Raw genomic sequence first — 11481 nt, 5'->3', positions numbered from 1 at the left:
CAGCCTGGCCGCCGGCACGCCCGCCCGATCGCACCCTTTCGGATGTTATCGAGGGGGCTTCCAATAAATGCCGAAAGCGGCAAGCTGCTCTTCCGACTGTTTTACCCGTTCTGCGGCATCCGTTTCGGACCGCGCTGCCGTCAGTGCCGCCAGAAGTTCGACGGCGGCAAACGCTGGCGCCATGCTTCGGAAGAACGACTGCGAATTCGACGTGACGATGATTGTCTCCCGCGCGATCCGCGTCAGCGGAGACACGCTGCTGTCAGTGATTGCCACCACGCCGACGCCCTGCCGAGCCGCCTGGCGCGCCACGTCGATGGTCGTGCGTTCATAAGGCGCCATGCCCACAGCCAGCAGCACGTCGCCACGTCCCGCGTGCTGCAGGGCATTCAGGCCTTGTCCGGCCATCTCGCCGACAAGCGTCACCTTGCGGCCACCGCCAGCCAGAAACGACATGACGTGAACGAAGTGGCTTGCGACCGGGTAGGCGGAGCGTGAGCCGAGACCGAAAAGATCGCGCGATCTTGCAAGCAGATCGGCGGCGGCAATGAACTGCATGGCATTGCCGTATTCACCAAGACTTGAAATCTGGGCCGCAAGCGTGTCGGCAACGACGCCGGCCGTCGAATATCCCGGATCGCCACGCTGTTCGATACCCTGTCGCGCCGGCTCCCCGGCGATCGTCTCACGCAGAGCGCGCGCATAAAGGCTGCGCATATCCTCGTAGCCTTCAAGCCCAAGCCATCGCGCCAGCCGCATCATCGTGCTGTGCGAAACACCGGCCTGGTTCGCCTGCTCGCGCATCGACATCAGTGCGACATCCTTGGGATGATCCAGCACGAAACGCGCGGCGACCCGCAGTTGAGGCGGCATATTCTCAAACCGTTCGACCAACAACTCGGCCAAAGGACCTTTTTCCATCCTGAAATACCCCATTCACCCGCCTGGCAGATTACTCCTCACACGTTGGCAATGCAACACTTGGAACTTGAGTGGCTCATATATTCCAAATGGACTTTCAATTTCGACCATGCTGCCTTAGAGTGCGTTGGCAACCTGCCGGATCGCAGCGTGTGAATCCGGAGTTTGTAACTTGAATAGTCCCTCAAGGAGACAATGATGGCTGCTACCCCTCCCATTACCTCCGGCTCTACCGGGTCGCCGGAACAGAACCTGGACAAGATGATCAAGCAACAGGAGCGCATGTTTGGGCTGGAGATCACGAAAGAGATCGCGAAATCCCAACATGACATGCTGATGAGCACCGCGAAGACGCTCGGCCAATCGGCTGAAAAGGCCTGAGCCAGCGGATTCTCGAACCCATACGCCGCCGCAAGCAATCGGCGGCGTACTGCACGGCCTTTCAACGCCGTCGTCTGGCTGCATTTGAAATCGTCATCGGCGGGAGATGAAGTGGCATGACCGCTAGCCCTATCGGCAGATATCTGGATCCGGCGCCGGCGGCGCGCCGGTTCCGCTCGATTGTCGCTCCCTCCCCGGCAGCCGGACATTCCGTCGCGCTCAGCGTAACCCACGGATTTCACGCCGGGGCCGAAATCAGTCTGGTCGACCCAGTCTTTACGATCGGTTCCAGCACGGAGTCGGACATCGTCCTCAGGGATGCCGGCATCGCGCCGATCCATGCAAGGCTGCGGCGCCAGGGCAGCCAGTTTGAAATCGAAGCCGTTGGCGGCGATGTCGCACTGGCCACAGGCGAGACCATCCACGAGGGACATGGCAGCCGCTGCAGGCTGCCGTTCACTCTAAGCGTCGGTGACGCCGGCATCCAGTTGGTCAACTCCGAACGCCCATCGAATCGGTGGGCTGTTTCCAATCGCCCTCTCCTGGTTGCAGGCAGCGTTCTGCTCGCTGTATTCGCTGTTTCCGTCGCGGCGAACGGGTTCTCCTTCGCCAAGCCCGATATTGGCCAGAAGCTGGCCTCACAAGACGGCGAACCGGTCAGGATGGCCTTTGCGGGTGACGCAGGGCAAGAAGTCCTGGACGATTCATCGCCGGCGCAAATCCAAAGTGCCGCCGACGCGGAAAGCCAGCTCAAGCAGCATCTCGAGCAATCCGGCATAAGTACATTGACCGTTCAGCGATCATCGGGACGCCTCGTGGTCTCGGGGATGATCCCCAATGACAAAAGTGGTGTCTGGACGGAAACGCAATCCTGGTTCGACCAGGCGTTTGGCGCGCATATTGCCCTCGTCTCCAACGTCATGATCGGCAACGCGGAGCAGGCTCCGCGCCTGACGCTGCAGGCAATCTGGTATGGCGAGCGGCCATACGTCATTACCGCCGACGGCGCACGCTATCACGAAGGCGCATTCACGAATGACGGCTGGACCATAAAGCACATCGGCGAGACGGAACTTCTCCTGACCAAGGGCGGCGCCACGGTCGCGCTGAAATATCCGTGAACCGCCGGCTTGAAGGGCCGCGGTTCGACACGGCAAGGGTTGACACACCCGGCCGCGAGGTCCGGCAGGCCGAAAGCGTACGCGGGCAATCCATCCACCGGCGACGGATGAATGGTGCCGACAAAGCCACAAACCGTGCCCAGGGAACGAAGTCAGCCGCTGGCACGGAAATGTCAGAAACTGCGGAATTCCAGCGCTCTCAGGGTGCCGCCGGGGAATCGCTCGATGAGATACTCGTCAACTTCGTCATGCCCAATATTCCCGAGCCAGCCATCCTGCGGCGCTCCGTGCCAATTCTCCAGCATTTTGTAACGCACCTGGTCCCTGACCTTGAGGGCGGCGAGCAACTCAAGACACTCGCCAGAACGCTGATGGAGGATGAAATCGAGCGTCATCGCGATCTGCTTGGTCGCATGCAGGAAGGAATCGAAATCTGACCGACCCGCATGACACCGTGCACCTGCTGCATGTCCTGGGCTATCTCTATGGGTGTCACGGGCAGGCAAAGCGGGGCGCGGCGTACCTGCTTATCGCTGCACAGCTCTCGCCGGGAAATGCCGGCGTGCTGCGGACATTGGCGCACCTGCTCATACTCGATGGCGAGGCGGAAAAGGCGCTTGCCACGATCGCCAGGCTGGAGACCTTGGACGGAATGGACCACCCGGCGCTTGCATTGCTGAAGAGCCGCGCCTTGCTCGTGGCCGGGCGCAAGACCGAGGCGCGCAGTGCCTTGCTGAGCTTCCTGTCGCACCGAGGTGTTAAATGACCATATCGGAGCGACTTCTGCGATTCCTGGCCAGGCTTTCACGCCGCAGCGACCTGGTCATTGCCGTCCTGCTGCTCGTCGCAGTGGTGATGATGCTTATCCCGTTGCCGACATTCCTCGTCGACATTCTCATCACCGCCAATATCGCCATTAGCGTGCTTATCTTGCTGGCTTCGTTTTACGTTTCTCATCCGCTCCAGTTCTCGTCGCTGCCGTCGGTCATCCTCATCGCCACCTTGTTCCGGCTGGCCATCACGATCACGACCACGCGACTGATCCTGCTCCAGGCCGACGCCGGGGATATCATTACCGCTTTCGGTACCTTCGTCGTCGGCGGCAGTATTGCGGTGGGCTTGGTCATCTTCCTGATCATCACCGTCGCGCAGTTCATCGTGGTTGCACGGGGTGCCGAACGCGTCGCCGAGGTGGCCGCGCGCTTCACGCTCGATGCGCTGCCGGGCAAGCAGATGAGTATCGATGCCGAGTTGCGCAACGGCGACATTGACCAGGCGGAGGCACGCCGTCTGCGCCAGCAGTTGGAGCGCGAGAGCCAGCTGTTCGGCGCGATGGACGGCGCCATGAAATTCGTCAAGGGCGACGTCATCGCCGGGATCGTGATCATTCTGGTCAACCTTGTCGGTGGGTTCGCCGTCGGAACGCTGCAGCACGATATGTCCCTGGGGGACGCGGCTGCCACCTACTCGCTGCTCACCGTGGGTGACGGGCTGGTGGCGCAGATACCGGCACTGCTCGTCGCCGTGGCCGCCGGTACGATGGTGACGCGCGTCGGCAGCGCCGACGGAACTGGCGATCTTGGCCAGCAAATAACCAGCCAGCTCCTGCGGGATTCCCGAGCGCTCGCGCTGGCCGCGGTGATCATGGTCGGCCTTGCCATGGTGCCGGGCTTCCCCTTTATCGTGTTCCTGATGCTTGGTGCCTGCTTCGGAGCGGGCGCCTATGCAGTCAATCGGCGCACAGCCCAGGAATCCGAGCCCAAGGACATCGGCCAGCTGCCCGAACGGTCGGGGAATTCCGCCTCGCTTTCAGCAATCCCCACCGGAATACTGCCTCCTTCCTATCGCGTCGTGGTACGCCTCGGAACAGAACTCGGACGCTCGATTCCCGAGCCCGAATTCGCCGCGCTCGCCGACGGCGTGCGCCGCGAACTCTTTGGCGATCTCGGTATCGACGTTCCGGCTATCGGCACGCAGGTCGACGAGATGCTTTCACCACGAAGCATCCGCATCGATCTGGAAGGAGCACCCATCCTGGATGCCGAAATTCCAGCCGACCGCGTTCTTGTCGAAGCGGACGCAACGCATCTCGATCTGCTCGAAGTGACCTACGAAAAAGGTCCTTCGGTTGCCGGTCAGCGCAAATTCGTGTGGGTCGATGACAGCGACATATCGGTGCTGAAGGAAGCCGGCTTCGCCTTCTCCACACCGGCCGAAACAGCGGCCAGATGGACCGGAAATTCGCTTCGGCTTTATGCCGGCCATTTCGTCGGGATTCAGGAAACACGCAGGCTTCTGTCGGACATGGAGCCGGATTATGCAGACCTGGTCAGGCAGGCACAGGAGATCGTGCCACTGCAGAAGATCGCGGAAGTGCTTCGCCGGCTCGTCGGTGAAAACGTGCCGATCCGCAATCTGCGCCTGATCCTCGAAGCCCTGATCGAATGGGGCCAGCGCGAGCAGGACGTCGTCCTGCTGACGGAATATGTTCGCACATCCCTGAAACGCCAGATCAGCTTCCGCTCCGCCGGCCGCACCAACATCATCGCCGCCTATGTCCTGCAGCGGTCGGCCGAGGATATCCTGCGAAACGCAGTGCAAAGCACTTCGACCGGGACATTCCTGAATCTTTCCGACGATGATGCGCAGGCCCTGGTCACCGAAATCGAGCGGGCGCTGGCGCAGAACTCCACCGATGTCTCGCCGGTGGTCCTCGCCGCGATGGATGTGCGGCGTCATATGCGTAGCCTGCTCATGCACAATGCCATCGAGCTTCCGGTTCTGTCCTTCCAGGAACTCGCGCAAGAATTCAACGTCCAGCCGCTGGCCACGATCTCGGGCCGCTCGGGCAAAGCCGGCGCGCGCAGCGTCTCCCAGTCGTTGCCATCGGCTCAGCCGAAGGCCGGGCAAGAGGCAACCTCATGACGCCAGCCGGACGGACGGGGACATTTGGGGAATCAGGAGAGGAACGGCATGACAATCCACGATAGCGCAGCAGGCGTTCGATCAGCCGCTGTCGCCAGGCGGACGGATTTGCGCCGGCTCGCTATCGCGACGTTTGGCTTCCTGCTGGCAGTCTTGTTCACATTTGCCGACGCGTCGGCGCAGAAGGTTTCGCCCTTGTCGAGCAAGCCAGCGCTCGACCTGCCGGTCGGGCAAGGACGCTTGCTGCGGATCTACGAACCGGTCGAATCCGTCCTCATCGCCGACACCACGATTGCAGACCTTCAAGTCGTGTCGCCGAGCATGGTCTATGTGTTCGGCCTCAAACCCGGCCTGACCAACCTCATCGCGATCGCCACCGATGAGCAGATCGAGGCAACGGCCCAATCCCGCGTCACGCCCGATGTCACGCCCGCCAATGAAGCGAAGCATGCAATGCAGCCGAACTCGGCGACAAATCTCCATATTTTCGGAACCCGCATTGTTGCGATGGGCGAGGCACGCGGCGTCGACGAGGCAGGGGATCTCGACAATGTCGCCCGGACATTCTCGCCGGCGCCAGCGCGATGACGACGGGCAAGAATACGGCATGCAACCGCATATCCACCTCTCCGTATTCAAGCCCGCCCCACCTTACACAGGCCAGCGCGGCCCACTGGAACCACGACAGTGCGATAAGATTGCAACATGGCCGAAGAAGCTGAGGAAAAGAAATTACCAGCGTCCGACAAGAAGCTTCGTGACGCCCGCCGCAAAGGCCAGGTTTCGCAAAGCCGCGACCTGGTCTCCGGCTTCACGCTTTTCGCAGCGCTCGCGGATCTTTATTTTTCCTGGCCGATGCTCTTCAGCCGCCTTTCGGAACTCGTGCAGACCGTGACGGTGCCCGGCGGCTCGTTCGGGGAGGTCAGTTTGCGGGCCATCCGCCATTCGTTTTCGTTGCTGATGCTTGCGACATTGCCGCTGGTCGGGATCGTTGTCGTTTTCACCATGGCCTTCGGCATGCTGGGGACATTCGGGCCGGTCTTCTCGTTTGAGCAGCTCAAGCCGCAGTTCGATCACATAAACCCGGCGAAGGGCCTTCAGAAAGTCCTGTCGCTCCGCAACGTCGTCGAGTTCATCAAGGGCCTGATCAAGGTGGTGTTGCTGGCAAGCCTGTTCGTATTCGTCTTGGCCGAATGGCTGCAGCCGCTCTTCGATGCGCCAGGCTGCGGTCAGTCATGTCTGGAGCCGATTATCAAGGCGGTGCTGACGCCCCTTGGAGTTGCCGCTGCCCTGGCCTTTGTCGTTATCGGCTTGATCGATGTTCCCATTCAGCGCTGGCTGTTCCTTCGCGACATGCGCATGACGACAACTGAATACAAGCGCGAGCACAAGGATCTCGAAGGAGATCCATTGATCCGCCATGAACAGCAGCGACAGCGGCGCGAAACGGTGATGCAACCTGCGAAGCTGGGCGTGAAAAATGCCGTCATCGTTTTCGCGTCCGCCGACCGCGCCGTGGCGTTGCGCTACGTTAAGGGCGAAACGCCTGTGCCGACGGTCGTCGGCAAGGGTCAGGGCCGCGCCGCCCACGAGATAATGGCTCAAGCGCGCCAGGCAGGTATCCCCATAGTTGAGGATGCGGCAGCCGCCGAAACACTCTTCGAGCAGGCGAACACCGGATCTTATATCGGCCAGCAGATGTTTTCGCCGGTCGTTCGCCATCTCGTCCGGCACGGGCTCACCTGAGGCAGGATCGCCGCAGAAGTGCCCGGCAAGCATTCCCACTCAATTGTTTAAACAGCATGCACCAACTGAAATTGCTGACAAATTTATTCTGACGGTGAGAAGATTCCGACGCTGGGCCCGTCAAAAAGTTACAGTATTAAAAAGAAAATCGCCATGAAAATTTTTATGAGGTTTCGCCAACTATCGGGACCAGTCGGACGATTTATGCCCTTCTCGTCCTCTGGCGACGCGCCCGAATCTGCCCCTAAAACCAGCGTCATCAAACCATATCGCGCTTAGAAAACCAATGCCATCGGGGTCTCGGCAGGTCTCGGCACTGGCTGCATTGATGTTGCGCAAATGTTTATCTGTCGACCCAGGGACCGCCTGCCGCCCAACGCGCATTGAAAGGCGCAGCCTCCGTCGTTGCGATCGTGGGCGGCATGACAAGCTCGGCGATGCGCGCCTGGATTTTCGAAGTGGTTCTTGTGCGAGGGCGACCTCGGTCCGTCTCAGAAACACCGCCCACTGGACTTGCTTTGCCTCGGCGAAGCCCGTCGTCAGCGCCAATGGCGTCTCGGTGGGAAGCGGCGTTTCACGGCGCTCGAAGGTCGTCTGGAACGCCCGCGCCAGAACCTCTCCTTCAAAGGCGAAGGCGCCCGCCCGGATGAAGTTCCACGGCACTGATCGGCGGCGCGACGACAAGCTCGGCCTCAAGCCAAGCAATCTCGGCGTCGAGCGGAGCCTTGCGCTCGACCACGCGATCGGCCGAGATCACGCCTTTTGATCCGAGGTCGATCATCCGCTCCAATTCACCGCGCCGCTTGGCAAGCTCGCTCTCGATCCGGCCGCGATTGTTCGCCGGGTCAGAGTGGCAAGATCGATCTCTCTGTCAAAGCGCAGGTTCCGCCCACAGCATAGTTGCAACTCAACCAGCGACGCTGACAATCTGTCAGTGCCGTTGCCCATACGGGGTTCGCTCTGCGCCACGGGCATGTCCACGGGAAGGAACATGGGACCCGCCGACGGCAACAAGAGCCCCTTCCTCCTCAGCTCTCGCCGCCAGATGTAAATCTGCTGCCGCGTCACATCATGCCGCTCGGCAACCTCAGTCACGGTCGCCCCCTCAATTCCAACCGACATGACGATGTCGAGCTTCTTCTTATCACCCCAGCGACGCCGCCGTTCAGCACCAAGAATCTCGACACGCATCGCAAACCTCGCACAAGACACGCCGCAAACGACGCCATCACGACGATGTCAGGCAGGCGGTGACAATCGGGCGGTTACGGGAAAATTGCGGCTCCGCCGACAGCTTGAAGTGCGTCGCCGTCTCGCGCGTCATCCAACCGGTATGCAGGCAAAGGAGCAGTCAGGCTGCGCAATGTGTGGATCGGCGTACAAAATTCCTTTTGCGCGACAAACCAGGGTCCGATTCGGTGGTAATTGACACAGCGACGAAGAGATTGCCGACGGTTATATCCTTGCTTGCTGTTCGAACCCGGTCGGCCATGTGAAAGTCGACGTATAGCAACCATTCCGCGATCTTTGATCAAGGTGCCTCTTCAGGCGCGGCGGCGCCTTGACGGTCCGCGGTCAACCCAAGTCGATAGGCGAAGCTATTGATGAAACGCGCTTCACCGACAGGGCAACCTTGATTGGCTGCTTCCTCGAGCCGCGGCCGGGTTTCGGCCAAGCTCAGTGATGAGTTTGATCCACCAACAGCGCCCAGAAAGCGAACAGCGGCGCATCCAGCGATCTCATGGCGTGTTTGATGCCCGGCGGATTGTAGAATGAACCTGCGGTGCCCGGCGAAAACCAATCCTTGTCGGCTTGCTTGAACTCGCCATGCGAAAGCACGAGGTAGGTCTCTTCCGGCGGATGATCGTGGTCGGGATAGCGGACGCGAGGCGCCATCAACGTGACGCCGAGCCACAGATCGTTTCTGTCCTCAATGCCGCCTGGGCCAAGTATCATCGCGTTGGCATGACCGTCGCGGAAATTGCTGCTTGCAGACGGGTCGGGGTTCGATTTCAGCCGCCATTCGAGCAACGGCTCGATCGCCTTGAAGCGTTCGACCAGATTGCGAAGTGTGGACGGAACCGTCTCTTCTGCCAACGCCGGGCCGAGATAGGAACAGACTGGCAAACGGCTCCCAGCCGTGGTCCTTTCAGGCCCGGGAACCTCCGCTTGGGCGAAGAGCTGGATGATCGATCGGCGCGACCGCAGGTCGTGGGAGAACCGGTCGAATGCCACGAATGCGGTGTCTACAAAATATTGCAGCGCGTCACTTCTGACCATGACCGAACCCTTGTTATGAAGAGCGAACGTTGTCGTCCGCCGCCCGGCAATCAGATATCTTTCGCCAAGCGAAGTGCGTCGTAGATCGCAGCGTGGGTGTTGCGAGCTGAAACGGCATCTCCGATGCGGAAGAGCTGGAATAGGCCTTGCGGATTCCGCACCACCGACTGCGCTTGTCCGGCAATGAGCTCATCATGCGAAACCTCGCCGTGATTGGTCGATTTCGGTTTGAGGTCGAAATAGATGTCATCGAGCGGAATGGTGCCGTGGTTGACGACAACCTGGTCCACGACGCGCTGCCTGGAAATACCGCCGTAGTCGCTGCCGACGTTTGCAATGAGCCGATTGCCATTCTTTTCAACAGACTCGAGTCGATAGGTAACGGTGAAGGTCACATCGAGTTTTTGAAGAGATCTCATGTAGGGCACAAGGTTCATCGCCATGACCTCGGGGGAGAAGGACCGGTCCGGTGTCATGATCTCAACCTTGGCTCCCGCGCCAGCGAGGAATTCCGCGGCCTGGAGTGCCGCGTGGTCACCGGCGTCGTCGAAGATAAGGACGTTGCTTCCCGGCTTCACGTCTCCGGAAATGATGTCCCATGACGACACCACGAACTCGTTACCCTTGGAAAGGACGTCGGTATGCGCCACCCCGCCCGTCGCTATGATGACGACGTCGGGATTTTCCGCCTCGATGGTTTCTGCTTCCGCCCAGCTATTGAACTTGATGGTCACTCCATGCTTTTCGCACTGGGCCATGCGCCAGTCGATGATGCTCATCATCTCCTTGCGGCGCGGGCTCAGCGCTGTCAGGCGGATCTGCCCGCCAGGGTCGCTGGCGGCCTCGAAGACCACGACCTCGTGTCCGCGCTCACCCGCCACGCGGGCGGCCTCGAGGCCAGCCGGACCTGCGCCGACCACGACAATCTTCCTGCGGGTTTCTGCCTTGGGGACGATGTGCGGCATGGTCAGTTCGCGGCCGGTCGCGGCGTTGTGAATGCAGTATGCCGCTCCGCCCTGATAGATGCGGTCAAGGCAATAGTTGGCACCCACGCAGGGCCTGATTTCGTCTTCGCGCTTTTCGATGATCTTCCGCACGATGTGTGGGTCAGTCATGTGGGCGCGCGTCATGCCGATCATGTCAACTTTGCCCGATGCAATCGCGTGGCGCGCAGTCGCCACATCCGGTATTTTCGCTGCATGGAAGGTTGGGAAGTTGGTCGCGGCACGAATCTCGCCGGCAAAATCAAGATGCGGCGCATTCGCCATTCCCTGAATCGGAATGACGTCGGTCAGGCCCGCATCGGTGTCGATGTGGCCGCGGATCACGTTGAGGTAGTCGATAAGTCCGCTTTCCTTGAGGCGCTTGGAGATTTCAATGCCCTCCGACACGCCATTGCCGCCGGAAAGACATTCATCCGCAGTATATCGCACGCCCAGGATGAAGTCCTCGCCGACCCGTGACCGGATCGCCTTCAAGACATCCATGCAGAAGCGCATGCGGTTATCAAGCGCACCGCCATAAGGACCGTCAAGTTCGTTCGTGAGAGGAGACGTGAACTGGTCGAGCAAGTGGCCGTAGGCCTCGAGCTCGACGCCATCCATCCCGCCTGCTTTCATTCGCTCCGCTGCGTCCGCGAAGTCCTTGATGATGCGTTCGATATCCCAGTCTTCAATTTTCTTGGGAAATGAGCGGTGTGAGGCTTCTCGATGATGGGACGGCGCCACAACCGGAAGCCAATCGCCTTTGTCCCAGCGTGTACGCCGTCCAAGATGGGTTAGCTGGATCATGATGGCGGCACCCTCTTCGTGCACCGCATCGGTCATCTGCCTGATCCACGGCACGATCTCGTCCTTGTAGGCGAGCAGGTTATTGAAGACCGGGGGGCTGTCCTTCGAAACCGCCGCGGACCCGGCTGTCATCGTCATCGCCACACCGCCCTTAGCCCTTTCCACCGTGTAGGCAAGATAGCGCTGCTTCGGCATCCCGTCTTCCGGATAAGCCGGCTCGTGGGACGTCACGATGATGCGATTGCGCAGGGTCAAATGCTTGAGTTTGTACGGCTGCAGAAGGGGATCGTTCGACATCTGGCGGACTCCGGGATGGG

At 60.4% G+C, this 11481-nt stretch carries 12 protein-coding genes; 7 read left to right on the top strand and 5 right to left on the bottom strand.

All coding sequences use genetic code 11. From position 1 onward, the window contains the following. Positions 1-45: 45 nt before the first annotated feature. Positions 46-906, bottom strand: coding sequence for a MurR/RpiR family transcriptional regulator (locus NKJ89_RS07110; RefSeq protein WP_352601096.1), 861 nt, complete (start codon positions 904-906; stop codon positions 46-48). A gap of 210 nt (positions 907-1116) precedes the next feature. Between NKJ89_RS07110 and NKJ89_RS07105 the strand changes: the two genes are divergently transcribed. The 7 genes from NKJ89_RS07105 (at position 1117) to NKJ89_RS07075 (ending at position 7094) form a co-directional block, all read left to right on the top strand. Then, positions 1117-1302: a hypothetical protein gene (locus NKJ89_RS07105; protein ID WP_023758745.1), complete on the top strand. Its 186-nt coding sequence runs from the start codon at positions 1117-1119 to the stop codon at positions 1300-1302. A 116-nt stretch (positions 1303-1418) separates the two neighbouring features. Further along, positions 1419-2423, top strand: coding sequence for a SctD/MshK family protein (locus NKJ89_RS07100; protein ID WP_352601094.1), 1005 nt, complete (start codon positions 1419-1421; stop codon positions 2421-2423). After that, on the top strand, positions 2420-2860 hold the full coding sequence (locus NKJ89_RS07095) for a hypothetical protein (RefSeq protein WP_031260040.1): 441 nt from the start codon (positions 2420-2422) through the stop codon (positions 2858-2860). The genes NKJ89_RS07100 and NKJ89_RS07095 overlap by 4 nt, the downstream gene beginning before the upstream one ends. Positions 2861-2877: 17 nt before the next feature. Continuing rightward, on the top strand, positions 2878-3189 hold the full coding sequence (locus tag NKJ89_RS07090) for a tetratricopeptide repeat protein (RefSeq protein WP_352601092.1): 312 nt from the start codon (positions 2878-2880) through the stop codon (positions 3187-3189). Further along, the gene (sctV, locus tag NKJ89_RS07085) at positions 3186-5348 is read left to right on the top strand and encodes a type III secretion system export apparatus subunit SctV (RefSeq protein WP_023758749.1); all 2163 of its coding nucleotides are present in this window, start codon (positions 3186-3188) and stop codon (positions 5346-5348) included. The genes NKJ89_RS07090 and sctV overlap by 4 nt, the downstream gene beginning before the upstream one ends. A gap of 48 nt (positions 5349-5396) precedes the next feature. Continuing rightward, complete coding sequence (locus NKJ89_RS07080; protein WP_352601089.1) at positions 5397-5936, top strand: pilus assembly protein N-terminal domain-containing protein; 540 nt, start codon at positions 5397-5399, stop codon at positions 5934-5936. A 117-nt stretch (positions 5937-6053) separates the two neighbouring features. Then, positions 6054-7094, top strand: a complete 1041-nt coding sequence (locus tag NKJ89_RS07075; protein ID WP_352601087.1) for an EscU/YscU/HrcU family type III secretion system export apparatus switch protein — start codon at positions 6054-6056, stop codon at positions 7092-7094. 622 nt (positions 7095-7716) lie between these two features. Here NKJ89_RS07075 and NKJ89_RS07070 read toward each other — a convergent pair. From NKJ89_RS07070 to NKJ89_RS07055, 4 genes are all read right to left on the bottom strand, one after another. After that, a complete protein-coding gene (locus tag NKJ89_RS07070) occupies positions 7717-7875 on the bottom strand; it encodes a hypothetical protein (RefSeq protein WP_352601085.1) in 159 nt (52 codons plus the stop codon). Then, entirely contained in the window at positions 7872-8285 is a 414-nt protein-coding gene (gene tnpA / locus NKJ89_RS07065; protein ID WP_352601083.1) for an IS66-like element accessory protein TnpA, read from the bottom strand. Before tnpA ends, NKJ89_RS07070 begins: the two co-directional genes overlap by 4 nt. 486 nt (positions 8286-8771) lie before the next feature. Continuing rightward, entirely contained in the window at positions 8772-9374 is a 603-nt protein-coding gene (locus NKJ89_RS07060; RefSeq protein ID WP_023758755.1) for a dimethylsulfoniopropionate lyase, read from the bottom strand. Between the two features lie 50 nt (positions 9375-9424). Beyond that, the gene (locus NKJ89_RS07055) at positions 9425-11461 is read right to left on the bottom strand and encodes an oxidoreductase (protein WP_352601081.1); all 2037 of its coding nucleotides are present in this window, start codon (positions 11459-11461) and stop codon (positions 9425-9427) included. Positions 11462-11481 lie beyond the last annotated feature (20 nt).

Origin of the sequence: Mesorhizobium sp. M0047 (assembly GCF_040323315.1) — a bacterium.
GTDB lineage: Bacteria > Pseudomonadota > Alphaproteobacteria > Rhizobiales > Rhizobiaceae > Mesorhizobium.
This window is presented reverse-complemented; position numbering and strand designations above follow the sequence as displayed.

What these genes read in the sequence shown, in the direction of transcription:
- NKJ89_RS07080 (WP_352601089.1), top strand. Translation starts at nt 5,397, where the DNA reads ATGACAATCCACGATAGCGCAGCAGGCGTTCGATCAGCCGCTGTCGCC.
- NKJ89_RS07070 (WP_352601085.1), bottom strand. Translation starts at nt 7,875, where the DNA reads ATGATCGACCTCGGATCAAAAGGCGTGATCTCGGCCGATCGCGTGGTC.
- NKJ89_RS07060 (WP_023758755.1), bottom strand. Translation starts at nt 9,374, where the DNA reads ATGGTCAGAAGTGACGCGCTGCAATATTTTGTAGACACCGCATTCGTG.
- NKJ89_RS07100 (WP_352601094.1), top strand. Translation starts at nt 1,419, where the DNA reads ATGACCGCTAGCCCTATCGGCAGATATCTGGATCCGGCGCCGGCGGCG.
- NKJ89_RS07055 (WP_352601081.1), bottom strand. Translation starts at nt 11,461, where the DNA reads ATGTCGAACGATCCCCTTCTGCAGCCGTACAAACTCAAGCATTTGACC.
- NKJ89_RS07105 (WP_023758745.1), top strand. Translation starts at nt 1,117, where the DNA reads ATGATGGCTGCTACCCCTCCCATTACCTCCGGCTCTACCGGGTCGCCG.
- tnpA (WP_352601083.1), bottom strand. Translation starts at nt 8,285, where the DNA reads ATGCGTGTCGAGATTCTTGGTGCTGAACGGCGGCGTCGCTGGGGTGAT.
- NKJ89_RS07075 (WP_352601087.1), top strand. Translation starts at nt 6,054, where the DNA reads ATGGCCGAAGAAGCTGAGGAAAAGAAATTACCAGCGTCCGACAAGAAG.
- sctV (WP_023758749.1), top strand. Translation starts at nt 3,186, where the DNA reads ATGACCATATCGGAGCGACTTCTGCGATTCCTGGCCAGGCTTTCACGC.